At 73.5% G+C, this 18,224-nt stretch carries 11 protein-coding genes; 6 read left to right on the top strand and 5 right to left on the bottom strand.

Annotation, left to right across the window (positions count from 1 at the left end; translation table 11 throughout):
• Positions 1 to 56: 56 nt before the first annotated feature.
• On the top strand, positions 57 to 506 hold the full coding sequence (locus ACFCY7_RS19590) for an Lrp/AsnC family transcriptional regulator (protein WP_376486704.1): 450 nt from the start codon (positions 57 to 59) through the stop codon (positions 504 to 506).
• Here the strand turns inward: ACFCY7_RS19590 and ACFCY7_RS19585 are convergent.
• The 3 genes from ACFCY7_RS19585 to ACFCY7_RS19575 all read right to left on the bottom strand — a co-directional run bounded on the left by ACFCY7_RS19585 (position 496) and on the right by ACFCY7_RS19575 (position 5,965).
• Positions 496 to 3,576 (bottom strand): AAA family ATPase, encoded by a 3,081-nt coding sequence (locus tag ACFCY7_RS19585; protein ID WP_376486701.1) that lies wholly within the window; start codon positions 3,574 to 3,576, stop codon positions 496 to 498. The genes ACFCY7_RS19590 and ACFCY7_RS19585 overlap by 11 nt on opposite strands.
• Positions 3,573 to 4,742 carry an exonuclease SbcCD subunit D gene (locus ACFCY7_RS19580; RefSeq protein WP_376486699.1) on the bottom strand — a complete coding sequence of 390 codons (1,170 nt, stop codon included), beginning with the start codon at positions 4,740 to 4,742 and terminating at the stop codon, positions 3,573 to 3,575. The genes ACFCY7_RS19585 and ACFCY7_RS19580 overlap by 4 nt, the downstream gene beginning before the upstream one ends.
• A gap of 374 nt (positions 4,743 to 5,116) precedes the next feature.
• The gene (locus ACFCY7_RS19575; protein ID WP_376486697.1) at positions 5,117 to 5,965 is read right to left on the bottom strand and encodes a caspase family protein; all 849 of its coding nucleotides are present in this window, start codon (positions 5,963 to 5,965) and stop codon (positions 5,117 to 5,119) included.
• Between the two features lie 226 nt (positions 5,966 to 6,191).
• On the opposite strand from ACFCY7_RS19575, the gene ACFCY7_RS19570 reads away from it, so the two are divergent.
• The 3 genes from ACFCY7_RS19570 (at position 6,192) to ACFCY7_RS19560 (ending at position 12,842) form a co-directional block, all read left to right on the top strand.
• A complete protein-coding gene (locus tag ACFCY7_RS19570; RefSeq protein ID WP_376486694.1) occupies positions 6,192 to 7,055 on the top strand; it encodes a DNA/RNA non-specific endonuclease in 864 nt (287 codons plus the stop codon).
• A gap of 306 nt (positions 7,056 to 7,361) precedes the next feature.
• On the top strand, positions 7,362 to 11,693 hold the full coding sequence (locus ACFCY7_RS19565; RefSeq protein ID WP_376486691.1) for an AAA family ATPase: 4,332 nt from the start codon (positions 7,362 to 7,364) through the stop codon (positions 11,691 to 11,693).
• 6 nt (positions 11,694 to 11,699) lie between these two features.
• Complete coding sequence (locus tag ACFCY7_RS19560) at positions 11,700 to 12,842, top strand: trypsin-like peptidase domain-containing protein (RefSeq protein ID WP_376486688.1); 1,143 nt, start codon at positions 11,700 to 11,702, stop codon at positions 12,840 to 12,842.
• An 87-nt stretch (positions 12,843 to 12,929) separates the two neighbouring features.
• Here the strand turns inward: ACFCY7_RS19560 and ACFCY7_RS19555 are convergent, their stop codons facing one another.
• Both ACFCY7_RS19555 and ACFCY7_RS19550 read right to left on the bottom strand, forming a co-directional pair.
• Positions 12,930 to 13,556, bottom strand: a complete 627-nt coding sequence (locus tag ACFCY7_RS19555; protein ID WP_376486685.1) for a YigZ family protein — start codon at positions 13,554 to 13,556, stop codon at positions 12,930 to 12,932.
• Positions 13,557 to 13,565: 9 nt separating this feature from the next.
• Positions 13,566 to 14,924 carry a PucR family transcriptional regulator gene (locus ACFCY7_RS19550; RefSeq protein ID WP_376486683.1) on the bottom strand — a complete coding sequence of 453 codons (1,359 nt, stop codon included), beginning with the start codon at positions 14,922 to 14,924 and terminating at the stop codon, positions 13,566 to 13,568.
• A gap of 224 nt (positions 14,925 to 15,148) precedes the next feature.
• Between ACFCY7_RS19550 and ACFCY7_RS19545 the strand changes: the two genes are divergently transcribed.
• Positions 15,149 to 16,672, top strand: a complete 1,524-nt coding sequence (locus ACFCY7_RS19545; protein ID WP_376486681.1) for a long-chain fatty acid--CoA ligase — start codon at positions 15,149 to 15,151, stop codon at positions 16,670 to 16,672.
• Between the two features lie 15 nt (positions 16,673 to 16,687).
• Positions 16,688 to 18,172 carry a carboxylesterase/lipase family protein gene (locus tag ACFCY7_RS19540; RefSeq protein ID WP_376486679.1) on the top strand — a complete coding sequence of 495 codons (1,485 nt, stop codon included), beginning with the start codon at positions 16,688 to 16,690 and terminating at the stop codon, positions 18,170 to 18,172.
• Positions 18,173 to 18,224 lie beyond the last annotated feature (52 nt).

The raw sequence follows: 18,224 nt of genomic DNA, 5'->3' as shown, positions 1-18,224 counted from the left end.
GAGAATCCCCGGCTGATCACTTGATCGGCCGGGGATTCCCCTGCACTGTCTCCTCCATGAGTACCGATTACACGCCGGACGCCACCGACTGGCGCATTCTCGAAGCACTGCAGTCAGAGGGCCGCGCCAGCTTCGCCGAACTCGCCCGCGCCGTGTCGATGTCGCCGTCCGCGGTGACCGAGCGGGTGCGGCGCCTGGAGGAGGCCGGAGTGATCGCCGGATACACCGCCATCGTCGACCAGGACCGGCTGGGCCTGCCCATCCTCGCGTTCGTACGGCTGCGCTACCCGCACGGCAACTACAAGCCGTTCCACGACCTCCTCGACACCACGCCGGAGGTCCTGGAGGCCCACCACGTCACCGGCGACGACTGCTTCGTGCTGAAGGTCGCCGCCCGTTCCATGCGGCACCTGGAGGAGATCTCCGGGAAGATCGCCACGCTCGGCTCGGTGACGACGAGCGTCGTCTACTCCTCGCCGCTGCCCCGGCGCGCCATCAGCCGCTGAGGGCTTCGCCGCCGGTGCGCAGCCTGACCGCCGAGCCGTGGCGCGCCTTGACGACCTCCAGCTGTGCCGGGATCCGGCGCCGCAGGTCGCCGACGTGGCTGACGATGCCGACGCTGCGGTCGCGTTCGCGCAGCGAGTCGAGGACGTCGAGGACCTCGTCGAGGGTCTGCTCGTCGAGGCTGCCGAAGCCCTCGTCGATGAAGAGAGTGTCGAGCCGGACGCCGCCGGCCTCGTCCGTGACGACGTCGGCGAGGCCGAGCGCGAGGGCGAGGGAGGCGAAGAACGTCTCGCCGCCGGAGAGCGTGGCGGTGTCGCGTTCGCTGCCGGTCCACGCGTCCACGACGTGCAGCCCGAGGCCGGCCCGCTTGCCGCCCGAGCGGGCGTCGGAGTGGACGAGCGTGTAGCGGCCGGAGGACATGCGCTGGAGGCGGGCGGTCGCGGCGGCGGCGACCTGTTCGAGCCGGGCCGCCAGGACGTACGACTCCAGGCGCATCCGGCGCTCGTTCTCGGCGGAGGTGCCGGCGGTGAGGGCCGCGAGCCGGGCCACCCGGTCGTACTCCTCGCGGAGCGGCCCCAGGCGGCGGACCTCGGCCGTGGCCCGTCCGGACAGCGTGGTCAGCCCGTCGGCCCGTTCCCGCGCGGCGGACAGGGCGGAGGCGGCCTCGCGCAGGGCGCGTTCCGCCGCCGTGTGGGCCGCTTCGGCCGCGCCGGGATCCGCCGGCGGGAGGGCGGCGGCGGCCGCGGTGCCGGGCTCGGCGAGCCGGTCGGCGACGGCGGCGGCCTCGGCCCGCCAGGCGTCCACGCGCTGCTGGAGGGAGCGGCGTTCGCTCTCGCCGAGCAGTGCGGCCGCGGCCTCCTCCGGGGTGGTGAACCCGGCGCGGTAGGCCGCGTCGGCGAGCCGGTCGTCGGCCTCCTTGAGCCGCTGCGCCGCGAGTTCGGCGGTGCGTACGGTGCCGGCGGCGTCGACCAGGAGGGCGATCCGCCGCTCCAGGCGGGTGGCGTGTTCGGCCACGCTGGCGAACGCGCCGCGCCCGCGCGCGAGTTCCTCGTCGAGCGAGGACTGCTCGCGGTCCAGCGCCTCCCGCCGCGAGGTCCGCGCGGCGACCCGCCGCTCGGCCTCGCGCCGGGCGCCCGCCCGCTCCTCGTACTCCCGCTCGGCCCGCGCGAGGGCCTCCCGCGCTCCGTGGATCCGCCCGGCCAGGGCGTGCGCCTCGGCGTGCAGCCGGGTCAGCTCCTCGGCTTCGCGGGCGAGTTCGCCGACGGTGGGCTCGGCGCCGCCGGGGGCGGGCGGGGAGACGGCCCCGGTGACCGGCGGGTGCGTGCCGTCGGGTCCGGCCAGGACTTCCGCGCGGGCCGCCGACCAGGCCTCCCGGGTGCCGGCCAGGTCGCGTTCGGCCGTGGTGCGGGTCTCCTCGGCGTCGGTGTAGACCGCGTAGGCGGCGTCCTCCGTGGCGCGGTCGACGTGGCCGGCGGTGGTGCGGGCGGGGGCGGGGTGCGCGGTGGAGCCGCAGACCTGGCAGGGGTCGCCGGGGGCGAGGGTGACCGCCAGTTCGGCGGCGATGCCCTCCAGGCGGCGGGACTTGACGTCGAGCCAGGTCTCGTGGGCGGTGTTCCGGCGCTCGCGGGCGTCCGCGAGTCGCGCCTCGGCGGTCCGGGTGGAGTCGGCGAGGGCGTCCCTGCGGCGGGCCGCGGCGAGCCTCCGGCGGGCGGGTTCGAGGCGGCCGGCGAGGTGTTCGGCGCGGGCGGCGGCGTCCGTCGCGGCCTCGACGCGCTCGATGAGCGCGGCGCGGCGCGGTTCCCAGCCGGCGAGCCAGCCCGCCGCGTCCTGGAGGGCGTCCTCGTCGGCGCGGGCCTCCCGGGCCAGGCCGGCGCGTTCCTCGGCGATCACGGCGGCGCGGCGCTCGGCGCGGCGGGCCGCTTCGAGGCCGCCGAGCTCGTCGCGCAGCCGGTGCTCGCGGGCCGAGAGGTGCTCGGCCCCGGCGTCGGCGAGGTCGGGGGGCAGCAGGGCGCGGGAGCGGTCGCGGGCGGCGTGCGCGGTGGCGTGCTCTCGCTCGGCGTCCCGCCGCAGCCCGAGGGCGGGTGCCACCCGGTCGGCCCTCAGGCTCCGGTCGAGCGCGGCCTGGTGCTCCTCGCACTGGGGGGCGTGGGCGGTGAGCCGCTCGCGGCGCCGGAGCGCGTCGGCGTGCCGGGCCTGGCGGGCCGCGAGGTCGTGTGCGGCGTCGAGGGCGGCGCGCGCGGCGGCCTGGCCGGTCTCGGCCGCGCCGAAGCGGACGCCGGCGATGTCGAGGGCCTCGCGGGCCTCGGTGCGGGCGACGGCGGCCCAGGCGAGCGCGGCTTCGGCGAGGCCGGGGTCGCCGGGGCGCCCCTCGACGGGGGTGCGGGCCGCGTCGAGGCCGCTCGCGGCCTGTGTCATGCGGTGGGCGAGGGTGAGCAGCCGCGCGTCCCCCTCCTCCACCTGCTGGAGCGCGGTGCGCCGCAGGTCGGCGAGCCGCTCCTCGACGGCGGCGAACCGGCGGGTGTCGAAGAGCCGCCCGAGGAGCCGGCCGCGGGCCTCGGCGTCGGCGCGGAGGAACTTCGCGAAGTCGCCCTGCGGGAGGAGGACGACCTGGCAGAACTGCTCGCGGCTCATGCCGACGAGCTGGGTGATCTCCTCGCCGATCTCCTGGTGGGACCGGCTGAGGCCGGCCCATTCCCCGGTGGCGGAGTCGTACTCGCGCAGCCAGGTCTGGGCCTTCTCCGTGGTGAAGCCGCCGCCGCGCTTCTTGGGGCGCTGCTGGGCGGGGCGCCGGGTGATCTCCAGGCGCCGCTCCCCCACGGTGAGTTCGAGGAGGACCTCGGTGGAGGTGCCGACGGGGGCGTGGTCGCTGCGCAGGGTGGTGCCGGGGGTCTGGCGGACGCCGGGCACGCTTCCGTACAGGGCGAAGCAGACGGCGTCGAGGACGGAGGTCTTGCCGGCGCCGGTGGGTCCGTGGAGGAGGAAGAGACCGGCCGACGAGAGGGCGTCGAAGTCGACGGCCTGCGTGGTGCCGAACGGGCCGAACGCGGTGATCTCCAGGCGGTGCAGCCTCATCGGCCGACCTCCCGCTCGGCCGTGTCGATCCGTACGTCGTCGAACGCGCCGTACAGGACGGTCCGTTCCGCGCCGTCGAGGGCGGCGCCGCCGCGCACGTGGGCCACGAAGTCCTCCGCGATCTGCTGGTCGCTGCGGTCCCGGAGCCGCTGGGCGTAGGAGGCTCCGGTGTCGTCGGCGGTCCGCTCGGGGTCGAAGACGAGGTGGAGGGTGTGCGGGAACCGTTCGGCGAGCCGGTTCATGGGCTCGGCGGGCCGTACCGGGTCGGTGAGGGTGGCCTCCACCCACGCCTGTTCGTGGGGCGTGAGCGCGGGGTCGGCGAGGAGGTCGTCGAGCCGCCCCCGGATCCGGGCGAGGGGGCGCGGGACGGGGCAGTCGAGGCGTACGGCGTCGGTGACGGCCCCGTCCGCGCCGAGGTCGATCAGCCACATCGTCTTGCGGTGGTCGGTCTCGGAGAAGGAGTACGCGAGGGGGGAGCCCGAGTACCGCACGCGCGGGGTGAGGGTCTGGCTGCCGTGGAGGTGGCCGAGGGCGACGTAGTCGACGCCGTCGAAGATCCCGGCGGGTACGGCGGCGACGCCGCCGACGGTGATGTCCCGCTCGCTGTCGCTGGGCTCGCCGCCCGCGACGAAGGCGTGGGCGAGGACGATCGAGCGGGTGCCGGCGGGCCGGGTCGCGAGGTCGGCGCGGACCCGGTCCATGGCCGCCGCGAGCACGGCCTCGTGGCCGGCCTTGGCGGCGCCGAGCCGTTCGCGCACGAGGGCGGGTTCGAGGTAGGGCAGGCCGTAGACGGCGACGTCGCCGTGTCCGTCGGAGAGGACGACGGGGGTGCCGATGCCGGCCGGGTCGGTACGGAGGTGGATGCCGGCCCGCCCGATGAGTCCGGCGCCGACGCCGAGGCGGCGGGCGGAGTCGTGGTTGCCGGAGATCATGACGGTGGGGACGCCGGCCTCGGCGAGGCGGTGCAGCGCGGTGTCGAAGAGCTCGACGGCGGGCAGCGGGGGCACGGCCCGGTCGTACACGTCCCCGGCGACGAGGACGGCGTCGACCTCGTGCGTCCGGGCGGTCGCCACGAGGTGGTCGAGGAAGGCGGCCTGTGCGTCGAGGAGGCCGACCCGGTGGAAGGACCGGCCGAGATGCCAGTCCGAGGTGTGCAGAAGCTTCACTCGACCCGCCCCGAAGCTCCGACCTGCACTTTCCCGCTCCTCCACCTCCGAAACCAGCACGGAACCAGTACGGGCCCCGTGGTCGGCACCCACCACGCTAACGCCAGTCGGCACCTGATCCGTCACAGACCTTCAGTCTGCCACCGGGTCCGGGGGCGGGTGACCACGGATGTCAGCGGTGATCCGGATCGTGGCGTGTCCCCGTTCGAGTCCCGTGCCTCACCGCCGTGAAGAGCGTTGCATGAGACAGCCGTCACACCGAGGCCGTACCCGGATCCCCTGCGGCGTTGCCGTACCCATGACCTCGATGTCTCGGGCTCACTGGGTACGGCCTCGCGCCGGACGACCTGGGCCGGTCCCGGGTCTCCGCCCGCTCAGACCGTGAAGGGCTTCTGATCGAGGAAACTCGCCGCCGGCTCCCCTGTCACGTAGAAGTTGGGGCTCTGGATGGCGGGCATGCGGCGCTGGATCGCGCGGTGGAAGGAGCGGTAGCCGCCCTCGAACGCTCCGTCGTTCCAGACCTTGAGCAGGCGCGCGGTGAACAGGCCGTTGACGTCTCCGTCCGAGGCGAGCTGATTGTCCTGACAGGCCGAGATGAGGAGGGCGTCGGGCTCACCCGCCCCGTTCTGCGCGTTCTTCAGCTCGCGCTGCAGCCCGGCGTAGAACTCCCGGTCACGGGCGAAGACCTGCTGCTGCTTGAAGACCGGCATCAGCCGGGAGGCGGCCTCCACCTTGGCCGGGTCCCTGGTCTGGAACTGCGATTCGAGCGCCTCCGGGGTGAGCAGGCCCTGGACGGACTCGATACCGCTGCCGCTGTTGCAGCAATCGAGCAGCGCGACGATGCGCACCCCCTCGGGCATCCGGCGGAACTCCGAGTAGAGCTCGTCGTCGAGGAACATGCGGTCGTAGAACACCAGGGTCTCGTCGAGCATGTCCGGTTCGTCCCCGGTGGTGTCGTCCACCTGGGCGCCGTGGCCCGAGTACGTGAAGAGCAGGATGTCTCCCGCGGTCAGCCGGCCGGCCGCGTCGCGCAGGGCGGTGGTGATGTTCTCGACGGTTCCTTCGGGGGTCAGGATCACCGTCTCGCCGAAACCGTTGGCGCGGGCGATGGCCGCCATGTCTCGCGCGTCGTTCTCGCAGGCGTTCAGCTGGCCGTCCCAGCCGTCGTACTTGGCGGGGTCGACCGAGTTGAGTCCGATGTGGATGGACAGGCCAGTGGGCATGACGGGTCTCCTTGGGCGCGGCGGCGCAGGGCGCCGGGTCACGGATGTCACGGGGAGTCACCTCAAGCGTTCCGTGGCCGGACCCCGGCTGAACCGTGAGTCCGCCTGCGCCCCCCGTTCGGGCGCCCTCCGGCAGCCTTGAGGGGCTCCCCCGAGCACAGCCTCTGTTCGAGTGGCTTGGCGGCCGACACCGTGAGTGATCGCCGCAGCGCGGTACTTCCATCCTATGAACACTTCACCTGAGACCGCGGGTTCGCGCGGTCCGCTGGACGATCGCACCGGCTACGACGAGGCCTTCCTCGGCGAGATCGTGCCCTTGCCCGTGCCCGCCAACGGCGTCCCGACGGTCGTTCTGCCGTACACCCACTTCACGGTGGTCCACCGCCCCGACCGCCGGTTCGCGGCCTCCACCGCCGTCTGCATCGACGGCGCGAAGCTGGTGGAGAACGTGGACCGGCAGGACGACTGGAACCTCGACCCGCGAATCCCGGCGAACCAGCAGGCCGGGCAGGCGATCTACGCCGACAACGACCTGGACAGGGGACATCTGGTACGCCGGCTGGACCCTGTGTGGGGCACGGTCGACAAGGCCAACAAGGCCAACGCCGACACCTTCCACTTCACCAACGCGGCCCCGCAGCAGAACACGTTCAACCAGGGCAAGAAGCTGTGGCTGGGGCTGGAGAACTTCCTCCTCGACCACGCGGCCAAGTTCGACCGGAAGCTGAGCGTGTTCACCGGCCCGGTGCTGCACGACTCCGACCCGCCCTACCGCGGTATCCAGGTACCGCTGCGGTTCTGGAAGGTGGCGGCCTTCGTGCAGGACGGCAACCTCGCGTCCACGGCGTACATCCTCGACCAGAGCCCCGACCTCAGCCGGGCCCGCGAGCAGGCCATGGCGGGGGCCAAGGCCGGCCCGCCGCCGCTGGGCGCCTTCCGCACCTTCCAGGTGCCGGTGGCGGACGTCGCCGAGGTGACCGGCCTCGACCTCGGCCCGCTCCCCGACGTGGACCTGATGCCTCCGGTCCGCGCCCCCGGCGACCGCTGGCACCGTCTGGAGAGCTACGACGACATCATGATGCGGAACTGACGTCGGAGCCCGCGGTCGTCCACGGTCGCGTCCACGTCCGCGCGCGACCCCGCGGAGCGCCCGACGGAGGGCGGGCCGGGCCGCATCGAAGGCCGCCCGGCCCCGGGCACAGGCCCCTTCGGGGGACTTCCCCACCACATCCGGCGTACCGAGGTGCTGCGCGAGGAGCAGCGCCCGGTGCCGGTCCGGCAGGGGACCGGTTCGAGCCCTGTTCAGCCGCCTTGCGACGGAACAGGCCGAGTGATTCCATGAAATGTGTCAGCCGGTCCTCTCCCCGCCCTCGACGGGCGGTCGGGTAGGTGCGGAATGCCGCTCACCGAACCCCAGTGGGACATCGTCATCGAATGGGTGGGGTCGTATCTCCTCGACAACATCGACCCGCACGCTGCCCTCCGCGCCATCGGATTTGATGAAGCATTCATCAAATCCGTCTCGCTCACAGGAAAATCGGGCGAGAACGCGGTCGGGGTCGTCACAGCGATCACCCGGGGGAAACCGAAGGTCCGTCATCAGTTCCGGCTGGTCGACGGCCTGATCCGCCAGACCGAGGTAGGCGTGCTGGCTGACACCGCGTCCCTGGCCATCGAGTTCCGGGACGTCCTGCAGAAGGACCTGGAGCACACCAGCTCCGAGGACAGCCACTACCGCAGCACCGTCCTCGAAGGAGGTGCCGAGGTCTTCATGGACCGCACGGAACTCCGCCAGAGCGCGCGGAGACTCGTCGACGATCCGAGAACGATGGTGCTGCTGGTCGACGGTGCACCGAACAGCGGACGCTCGTACACCTTTTCCTACATCCGGCACCTCTCGCGCCACTGCGAATTCACCCCGGTGCGCGTGGTGCTCTCACGAACGTCCACGGCCGCCGAGGTGCTCCAGCAGCTGGCCACCTGGGTCGCCCCGGAAACGAGCGACCACCGCACCGGGCTCGCGACGTTGAACACCACACAGTTGAACGATCCACAGGCCAGGCTCCAGAACGACGTGAACAGCGTGGTGCGCTGGGCGACCACCTCGGAAGAGCGGTTCTGGCTGGTCTTCGACGAATGCGACCAGCTGGACGTGAACTCCGACGTCTGGGACTGCATCGGAAAGATCGCGCGTGCCATCTACGGCAATGCCCGCCCGGAGTCCGCACCCCGTCTGGTGCTGCTCGGCCACTCCCCGTCGATGCCCCACCTCCCGCACGAAATACGCAACTACCAGTGCTGGGACACCGCGCGGGTGCTGGAGGAGAAGGATCTGCGGAGATTCTTCAACGAGTTGTTCACCGGGTCCCCGGACCCGCCCGGCCCGTCCCCGGACTTCGAGGGTGTGCCCGCGCTCGTGGACGCGGTCGTGTCCGAGGTCCTGCGGGCCGCCCAGGGCCCGGGGGAGGACAGTTACATGCGGCGGATCTGCACGGCGGCGGAGGCTGCCGTGCGTGTCCATGAATCCGTTGACGCCGACGAGGAGTTCATCCCGCGGCTACGCGCGGAACTGCAGGCAGGTCAAACTCAACAGACCCCACGCATATCGGAGTTGCGACAGGCCTATCGCGAGGCTGCCTGTCTGCTGACCCACTTCGACCCCGGACGGCTGCTACTGCCGGGCGAGACCGCACCCAGCGGGAACGCCGAGCCGGAACTGTTCGACGACTGCCTGAGGGGCGGCACGGGCGAGCATCCCCTCTGGGTGCTCAAGCCCGAGGTGCGCGAGGCAACGCTGCGCGGGCTCTCAGGCCCCGAGGCCGCTCTCCGCGCACTGGCCGCGAACCTCTCCCCCGACGTCGTACAGGCCCTCGTCCTGGGCACGACGGAAAGGGAACTCCGGCTTCGTCGAAACCACTTCAGTCCACCACCGGCCGGGCCGGCTGCCCGGCCGGGCAGCCGCGACACGGAGGCCCGGTCCCTCGCCTACCTCGCGGGCAGCCCGCCGCCCCTGGAGGGCCAGAACACCACCCAGCTCACCGACACCCTGCAGGCCGTGCTGTGGCTCTCCCAGGTGCCCGGAACGACCGGCCTCCCCGATCCCGATGACGTGCAGCGGCTGATGGAGCGGGCCCGGCTGCTCCAGCCCCTGGAGCGGCTTCTCCGCGACCCCGTCCACGGGCGGACCGCGGAACTGAACGAGCTGCGCGCCTACGTCGGACTACCCGTCGAGGAACCGCACCGCGGGCCGGTGGATCCGGGCCGGGTGGAACCGGACGGACCGGTGGCGGCCGGAAGGCCGCCCGCGAGGCCGGAGGGGCCCACCGCACCGCGGGACGTCGTCCACGCACGCGCCCCGGCCCAGGAGCCCCCGCTGCTGGTCCACGGCCCCGCCGGCATCGGCAAGAGCACCCTGCTCGCGAAGTTCCTGTTGGACAGCCTGCGCGACCACCGGCCCGGTTTCCCCTTCGCGTACGTCGACTTCGACCGCCCGACCATCTCCATCAGCGAGCCGGCCACCCTGATCGCGGAGATCGCCCGGCAGTTCGGCATCCAGTTCCCGCAGTTCCGGGACGCCTTCGACGCGCTCGCCCGGGAGTGCGAGGAGACGGTCGGTGCCCTGCGCGAGGAGGAGGAAGAGATGCAGGAGCTGTACGGGCTGTCCGCCACCCGCTCGACCCTCGGACGGTCCTCGTCCGCCGAGTTCCACGCGCAGTCGAGTGCCCGGGAGACGGAACTCGTACGGCGGGTCGCCGCCCTGGTCGCCGAGGCGGCGGCCGTCCCCGCGGGCGAACCCGGCCCACCGCTGGTGATCTCGGTGGACTCCTTCGAGGAGGCCCAGTACCGCGGTTCCCCGATGGTCGGCCGGATGTGGGCCGTCTGGGCCGCGCTGCAGGAGGTGTACCCGCGGCTGCGGTTCATCGTCTCCGGGAGTGCGGCGGTCCCGCACCCGGGCCGCCTGGCCGAGCTGAGGACCATGGAGCTGCGCGAGCTGGAGCCGGAGGCGGCCGTGGAGCTCCTCGTCTTCAACGGGGTCGAGGACGAGACCGTGGCCCGGGCTCTCGTGGAGCGGGTGGGCGGCCATCCGCTCAGCCTGAAGCTGGCCGCGCGGGCCGCCGTGCTCGCGGGCGACGAAGCCGGGGCGATCGGCGGGCTGATCGAGGACCTCCCCGACCGGCGCCGCGGCCTCCACCGCGCGGTCGACCAGATGCTGGTCCAGGGAATCCTGTACGACCGCATCCTGCGCCACGTCGTCGACGACGAGGTGCGCCGGCTGGCCGAGGCGGCGCTGGCCCTGCGGACCATCACCCCGGAGCTGGTCCAGGGCGTGCTCGCCGAGGCCTGCGGGATCGAGGTCGCGGGCCCGGAGCAGGCTCGCCACCTGTTCCGCCTGCTGTCCCGGCTCGACCTCGTGGAGCCGGCCGGGCCGGGGGCCGTCCGCCACCGCGCGGACCTGCGCGCCATCATGCTGCGCCTCGCCGACCGGAACGAGATCCAGCTGATGAAGGCGGTCGACCGGTGTGCGGTGACGTACTACCGGCAGCTTGTGGGGCTGGAGGCCCGCGCCGAGGAGATCTACCACCGGCTGCGACGCGGCGAGAGCCCGCGGGAGGTCGAGCAGCGCTGGCTGCCCGGAGTCGAACGGTTCCTGACCGGGGCGAGCAAGGACATGGCGCCCCGGGCGGCCGCCTTCCTCGCCGCGCGCCTGGGCGGGCACATCCCGGAGGCGGATCTGGCCGAGGCCGATCAGGAGGACTGGGAGAAGCTCGCGGCCCGCGAGGTCGAGGACCTGCTGGCCCAGGGCTTCGTCGACGCCGCCGCGGTCCGGCTGTCCGAGCGTCGTCCGTGGACGCCGGGCAGCCGGCTGCACCCACTGCTGGTGGAGACCCTTGCCCGGCAAGGGCGCCGTAAGGAGGCCCGCGCCGAGGCGGAGGCCGCCGTGGACCGGGCCGAGGACGGAAGCCAGCCCGAGCTGCAGTTGGAGCTGCTGCCGCTGGCCGCACGTCTGGCCGCGGAGGAGGGCGACGTCCACGAGGCCGAGTTCGCCCTTGAGGAGGCCGAGGACGTGGCCACCCGGACCGGCCGCGATGTCGAGGCGATGGGCGCGCTGCTCGCCCGTGCCAGGCTCACCGCCGCATCGCCCGAGGAGAACACGGAGGCCGGCGCGAAGCTGGCCCGGCAGCTGCGTTCCATGCCCGCCGAACAGCTGAACCGGAACTCCACGCTCGTTCGCCTGGCCGCCGCCCAGGTGTACAAGCAGGACCCGAAGGCACTGGAGCACACCCTGGAGGTGGTGGGTCTGCCCACGTCCGAGGACGACGTACCCGACACCCTCGCCGAGGCCATCCGGCGAGCGGCCGACGGCCAGCCGCAGCTGCACCAGCCCTTGCGGACGATCCTGGAGAGCGCGGCCGGTCCGCCGGAACCCGGGGAGGCGGCTGCCACGCCGCCGGCGGATGCGCCGCCCACCGTGACGGCCGGAATCCTGCGCGAGGCCCAGCGGCACGGCACCCTCGACCAGCTGGCCCGGCGGCTGCTGCGGCTCAAGGACCAGAGCGGGGAGCTGCTCTCCGGGGTGGCCGCCGCGATGGGCGCGAAGACGCCCGTGCCCGAACCGGCGGAGAGACGCCCCGTCCGTCCCGTCGAGACCCCGGGCGGTGGCGCCGGACCGGACACCGGGCCGACGTGCCCTCCACCTCTCGAAGGGAACGGCCCGCAAGCGGCCTGATCATCCATGACCGCGACACCGTATCTGCCGACCGAACAGATCTTCGAGATCGCGGACGCCGCCATGGAGGCCGATCTGGCCGAACAGCGGCGGCTACTCTTCATCGGCATCACGCCGCAGTACAAGAACTTTCTGCCCGGTGCCACCGGCCCCTACCAGCAGATGCTCTCCGACCTGAGCGCGATGAACCAGGTGGAACGGCTGATCGACACCAGCGTCCCCCTGCAGCAGTGGCTGGAGAACGCCCGCAGGCTGACCCAGGCGGCGACCGCGCTCGCCGTCTTCGACCACGCCCTGGACATGGTGATCCGAAAGGCGACGGGTGAGCCGGATGTCGTCCCCGTGGTCTTCACCGGAGAGACCAAGGAGGAGATCATCTTCCGGGACGACACGGTTCCGTTCCTCTTCATGCAGGGCGGCGCGGCGGCCGGCCGCGCCGTGGCCCGGATCAAGGTCCCCCCGTACCAGGGAGGCACCCCGCAACCCCAGGCCTATCCACACGCGGGCACCGGCTGGCTGATCGCCCCGGGACTGCTCGTCACCAACCACCACGTGGTGACCGCCCGGTCCCGCACCGGCCCGGAGCGGATCGTGGTGGACCCCGCCGACCTGCAGCTGCAGGCACAGAACTCCACGTGCCGCTTCGACTACCTGGACGACGAATCCGGGGCCGAGGAGGTGTCCGGCGGGGCCCTGCTCGCCTCGGACGAGGCGCTCGACTACGCGATCCTGCGGCTGGCGGACGGCCGGGCCTCTCCCGAGACCGTCCTGCGGGTGGCCACCGATCCCCTGAAGGTGGCCAAGGACCAGCCGGTGGCGGTCAACGTCATCCAGCACCCGGGCGGCGCGCCCAAACGCATCGCCCTGCGCAACAACCTCGTCTACGAAGCGGACGACCGGGACCTGCGCTACTTCACCGACACCCGCGCCGGTTCCTCGGGCTCCCCCGTCCTCACCGACGACTGGACCGTGGTCGCGCTGCACCGCGGCGCCCGCCGGGTCGAGGACGTCAGCTTCCAGGGCAAGAACACGGCGTTCGTGAACGTCGGCACCCAGGTGAGCAGCATCCTGCGCCATCTGCAGCAGAACAGCCCCGAGGTGCACGCGGAGATCACGGCGGCACAGGCGGCGCTCGCCGGACAGGGATGACCGACCCGTCACCCGCGGCGAACGACCCGGCGCGGGTCTTCGCCGTCAGGGGGGTCCGATCAGGCCTCGCCCGTCACGCTCCACGCGTCACGCGTCGCCGTACGCCTCTCCGCCGAGCTCGAAGGCGGCCGTGCCCGCCGTGGTGTCGGCGAGCCAGGCGCGGAAGGCGGGGACGTCCGAGTCGGGCAGGCCGATCTCGATGGTGACGGCGTCGGCGTAACGGACGGCGCGGACGGCGCGCCCGGTGGCGCGGAGGTCGTTCTCCAGCTTGCCCGCCCGCTGGTGGTCGACGGTGACGGTGGCGAGCCGGAAGCGCTGCCGGGTGACCGTGCCGAGGGCGTCGAGCGCCTCGCCGACGACGCCGCCGTAGGCGCGGATGAGGCCGCCGGCGCCCAGTTTCACGCCGCCGTAGTAGCGGGTGACGACGGCGGCGACGTACCGCATCTCGCGGCGCAGCAGCATCTGGAGCATGGGGACGCCGGCCGTGCCGCCGGGCTCGCCGTCGTCGCTGGCCTTCTGGACGGAGGCGTCGGCGCCGAGGACGTAGGCGAAGCAGTTGTGGGTGGCGGTCGGGTGCTCCTTGCGGATGCGGGCGACGAACTCCTGGGCCTCCCGCTCGTCGGCGACGGGCGCCAGCGCGCAGAGGAAGCGCGAGCGGTTGATCTCGGTCTCGTGCACGCCCTCGTGGGCCAGCGTGCGGTACTGCTCCTGCATCCGGCCAGCCTACGTTCCGTCGGCGTCGCGTTCTCCGGCGGCCGGTGCGGGGGCGGCCGCGAGGCCCGCGTACGGCAGGGCGCGCAGGGCCAGCGCCCAGCCGAGCCTGGCCTCGCCCGACTCGCTGGAGCGGCCGGTGAGCTCGGCGATGCGGCCGATGCGGTTGAGCACCGTGTTGCGGTGGCAGTAGAGCTGCTCGGCGGCCCGGGACGCCGAGCAGCCGTGGTCGAGCCAGGCCCTGAGGGTGGTGAGGAGCGCGGCCCGCTCACCGCCGGTGGCGAGGACGGGGCCGAGGTGGACGGTGACGATCCGCTCGGCGATGTCGGTGCGGCCGCTCAGGAGGACCTCGGCGAGCCGGGCGTCGAAGCCCGCGACCTCGCCGCTGCCCGCCCGGAGGGTACGGAGGGTCTGCTCGGCGAGCCGCAGGGCGCGGCCGGCCTGGGAGAGCCGCTCGAACTCCGGGGAGACGCCGGCGGTCGCGCCGGTCCGCTCGCGCAGGGCCGCGAGGAGCGTCCGGACCGCCGGGTCGGCGGCGCCGGGTCCGGTCGGGGTCCGGTCGGCGGGCGTGACGCGGCGGGGCAGCCGGACGATGCCGGCGTACCGCCCCGAGCGGGGCCGCCAGAAGGACCACAGGCCCTGGGCCTCCAGGGCGGGCGCCAGGTGCGGCGGTGCGGCCGGGTCCTGGGCGGCGACCACGGCGACGTACCGGTCGACCGCGGGGACGCCGAGCGCGGCCGCGGCGGCCGAGGCCACGGCCGGGTCGTCGGCGCGGCCGTCGAGCAGCGCCTCGAAGAGGGCGACGCGCCGGGTGTCCTGGCGGCTCTGCAGCTCCAGCTGGGCCACCCGGTAGGCGTCGGCCATGGCGACCGAGTAGCGGTCGATGGTCTCCCAGACGCCGCCCGCCATGTCGAGCTCGATGTCGCGGCTGTCGGAGGCCCGTCCGGCCCGGACCCGCAGGTGCTCGGCCATGACCTGCCAGAGGACCCGGCCGCCGCGCCGGTAGGCCTGGAGCACGGTGTCGAGCGGCACGCCCTGCTCGGCGCGGCGGCGGCCGGTCTCGCGCGCCGCCCACTCGAAGTCGCCGCCGGTCGCGTCGAGGCCGCCGAAGTCCTCCAGGGCGCGCAGCAGGTTGTCCCGGCAGATCTCCCAGAGGTCCTCCCGGGTGACGGGGGCACCCGAGGCGTACGTACCGGAGTGGGCGCGGATGTCGGCGACGGCGCGGTCGGTGAGCCGGTCGACGTCGGCGAGCATCGTCGTGGCGAGGGCGCGGCGGAGCGCTCCGGAGCCTCCGGCGCTGCCCAGGGGCGTGTGGCTTCCGCCGGAGCGCGCCCCCGCGGGTTCGCCGGGCGCGGCCGAGCTGTGCGTCATGCGAGGCACCGTAGCTGCGGGATTTGGCGAATGCCACGGGTCGGGTCCGACGGTGGGGCCGTTGCCCAGCTCGCCCCGTCACATGGTGGGCGTCTGCACATGGTGTGCGGGCGGGATCGCGGCGGATTCTGTGCGGTGTCAGCCGATGGTCGACGGCGCCGTCGCCTCCGCGTCCTCCGAGCGGTGCGGGAGGCGTCGTCCACTCCGTGCCCCTGGAGCGTGTCATGTCACTGAGCGTCGCCGGTGTGCTGGGCGAGTCCGCCCGCCACTTCCCCGACCGGATCGCGGTGGTCGAGGGAGCGACCCGGCTCACCTACGGGGAGCTGTGGACGGAGGCGCTGCGCTGCGCCGCGGGGCTGCGGGAGGCCGGTGTGAAGCCGGGCGACCGGCTGGCCGTGCTGCTGCCGAACACGACCGAGTTCCTGCGCGTCTACTACGGGGCCCTCGCCGCCGGCGCGACGGTGGTGCCGGTGCACGCGCTGCTCGTCGCCGACGAGGTGCGGTACGTCCTCGAACACAGCGGCGCGGCCGGCATCGTCAGCGGCGGGCCGCTCTGGGCGGTGGCCGACGAGGCGGCGCGGGCCGCCGGGGTGCGCGCCTTCCAGGGGGCGCCGTCGGCCGCGGAGCCACTGGCCGCGCCGGAGCCGGCCGAGCCGTCCGACACCGCCGTGATCCTCTACACCAGCGGCACGACCGGCCGCCCCAAGGGCGCCCTGCTCACGCATCTCAACATCGTCATGAACGCCTCCGTGACCTCGCAGGACCTGCTCGGTCTGGGCGCCGGCGACGTGGTCCTCGGCTGTCTGCCCCTGTTCCACAGCTACGGCCAGACCTGTGCGATGAACGGCACCCTCCGCCAGGGCGCGACCCTGGTGCTCATGCCCCGGTTCAGCGGTCCCACGGCGCTCCGGGTGCTCGCCGACGAGGGCGTGACGGTCTTCATGGGCGTGCCCACGATGTACCACGCCCTGGTGGAGGCCGCGGCTGCCTCGGAGCTGCGGCCCGCGGCCCTGCGGGCCGCCGTGTCGGGCGGTGCGGCGCTTCCGGTCGCCGTCCTGGAGCGCTTCGAGGAGGCCTTCCGCACCCAGGTCCTGGAGGGGTACGGCCTGACGGAGACCTCGCCGGTCGCCACCTTCAACCAGCCGCACCTGGGCCGCCGGCCGGGGACGGTCGGGCATCCGGTGTGGGGCGTCGAGGTGGGCGTCGCGGACGCGGCCGTCGACGGGGAGGTCCGGCTGCTCGCGGACGGCGAGGTCGGCGAGGTCGTGGTGCGCGGGCACAACGTGTTCGCCGGGTACCTCGACGACCCGGAGGCGACGGCCGCGGCGGTCGTCGACGGCTGGTTCCGCACGGGCGACCTCGGCGCCCGCGACGAGGACGGCTTCCTGCGGATCGTGGACCGCAAGAAGGACCTGGTGATCCGCGGCGGCTTCAACGTCTACCCGCGGGAGGTCGAGGAGGTGCTCGTCCGCCATCCGTCGGTCGCGGAGGTCGCGGTGATCGGCGTCCCCGACGAGGCGAAGGGCGAGGAGGTGTGCGCGGTGGTGGTGCGCCGGGAGAACGCCGCTCCGCTCTCCGAGGACGAGCTCGTCGACTGGTCCCGCGAGCGGCTCGGCCGCCACAAGTACCCCCGGATCGTGCGCTTCGTCGACGAGCTGCCGCTCGGCCCGACCGGCAAGGTCCTCAAGCGCGCACTGGTGGCGCGAGGCGAGGTCGTGTCCGTACCGTCTTGTCACCATCGCCCTTAGGGAAGGCCTCAGTTGATGTCAGAGCACAGCCCCGAGACCCGCATAAGGAACGGCGCTCTGCGCGGCGCCCTGAAGGACGGCGTGGCCGCCTTCCTCGGCGTCCCCTACGCGCAGGCCCCCGTCGGGGCGCTCCGGTTCCGCGCGCCGGAGCCGGCCGAGCCCTGGGAGGGGGTGCGGGAGGCCACGGCCTTCGGGCCGACGGCACCGAAGCGCCCGTACGCCCCGCCTCTGGACGCGCTGCTCCCCGATCCCGAGGTCGCGGGCGACGACTGCCTCAACCTCAACGTGTGGGCGCCGTGGCCGACCACGGGCGGCGGATCCGACGCCGGCGATCCCGGCGAAGGCGGGCGCCCGGTGATGGTCTGGATCCACGGCGGGTCGCTGATCCACGGCTCCTCGGCGGTCCCCGTCTACGACGGCACCGCCTTCGCCCGGGACGGCGTCGTCCTCGTCTCGATCAACTACCGGCTCGGCGTCGAGGGGTTCGGGGTCTTCCCCGACGCACCCGCCAATCTCGGTCTGCGCGACCAGATCGCCGCGCTGACCTGGGTACGGGAGAACATCGCGGCCTTCGGCGGGGACCCGGACCGGGTGACCGTGTTCGGCGAGTCGGCCGGCGCGATATCGATCGCCGCCCTGATGGCCTCGCCGCTCGCGAAGGGCCTGTTCCGGCGGGCCGTGATCCAGAGCGGGGCGCCGAGCGCCCGGTCGGTCGACGTCGCCCGGAGGACCACGGAGGCGATCGCCGCGCGGCTCAGGGTGCCGGCGACGGCGGAGGCGTTCGCCGCCGTCGACCCGGAGCGGCTGCTCGCGGCGCAGACCGCGGTGACGGGCAAGGGCAATCCGATCCTCAGCAGGCACACCTTCCACATCACCGTGGACGGCGAGGTCCTGCCGGACCATCCGGGGGACCTGCTCGCGGACGGCGCCTCGGCGGACGTGGAGCTGCTGATGGGCACGAACACGGACGAGTACCGGCTGTGGTTCGTGCCGGGCGGGCACACCGAGAAGGTGGGGTCACTGGCGCAGCGGTTCCTGCTCCGGAAGGGGCGGATACCGCCCCGGGTGGCGAAGGTGTACCGGGAGGGCCGGACGCGGGAGAAGCCGGGCGAGGTCCTGGGCGTGCTCGCGGCGGACAAGCTGCTGCGGATCCCGCAGAACATGTACGCGGACTTCCGGCTGAACGGCAGGGCCGCCGCGACGTATCTGTACGAGTTCGGCTGGCCCTCCCCCGTCCAGGACCTCCGCGCCTGCCACGCGCTCGAACTCGGCTTCGTCTTCGACACGCTCGACCGGCCGGAGACGCGCGCGCTGACGGGCCCGGACGCTCCCCAGGACCTGGCGACCGCGATGCACACCGCCTGGGTGGCCTTCGCCACGACGGGCGACCCGGGCTGGCGCGCCTGGGACCCGGCCCGCCCGGTCATGACCTTCGGCCCGGGCACTCCGTCCCTGGTCGAGGCCCCGCGCGAGGCCGAACGGCTCGCCTGGGAGGGCTGAGCGGGCCGGCGGGAATCACCGTGCGGCGCGGCTCGTTTACGTGGAGGACGGG

The organism is Streptomyces sp. NPDC056361, assembly GCF_042262805.1.
Lineage (GTDB): Bacteria > Actinomycetota > Actinomycetes > Streptomycetales > Streptomycetaceae > Streptomyces.
Note: the sequence above shows the minus strand (reverse complement) of the source record. Positions and strands in the feature narration are given on the sequence as shown.

Coding starts and splice junctions, on each gene's coding strand:
- ACFCY7_RS19590 (WP_376486704.1), top strand. CDS start 57: ATGAGTACCGATTACACGCCGGACGCCACCGACTGGCGCATTCTCGAA.
- ACFCY7_RS19585 (WP_376486701.1), bottom strand. CDS start 3,576: ATGAGGCTGCACCGCCTGGAGATCACCGCGTTCGGCCCGTTCGGCACC.
- ACFCY7_RS19575 (WP_376486697.1), bottom strand. CDS start 5,965: ATGCCCACTGGCCTGTCCATCCACATCGGACTCAACTCGGTCGACCCC.
- ACFCY7_RS19570 (WP_376486694.1), top strand. CDS start 6,192: ATGAACACTTCACCTGAGACCGCGGGTTCGCGCGGTCCGCTGGACGAT.
- ACFCY7_RS19565 (WP_376486691.1), top strand. CDS start 7,362: ATGCCGCTCACCGAACCCCAGTGGGACATCGTCATCGAATGGGTGGGG.
- ACFCY7_RS19560 (WP_376486688.1), top strand. CDS start 11,700: ATGACCGCGACACCGTATCTGCCGACCGAACAGATCTTCGAGATCGCG.
- ACFCY7_RS19555 (WP_376486685.1), bottom strand. CDS start 13,556: ATGCAGGAGCAGTACCGCACGCTGGCCCACGAGGGCGTGCACGAGACC.
- ACFCY7_RS19550 (WP_376486683.1), bottom strand. CDS start 14,924: ATGACGCACAGCTCGGCCGCGCCCGGCGAACCCGCGGGGGCGCGCTCC.
- ACFCY7_RS19545 (WP_376486681.1), top strand. CDS start 15,149: ATGTCACTGAGCGTCGCCGGTGTGCTGGGCGAGTCCGCCCGCCACTTC.
- ACFCY7_RS19540 (WP_376486679.1), top strand. CDS start 16,688: ATGTCAGAGCACAGCCCCGAGACCCGCATAAGGAACGGCGCTCTGCGC.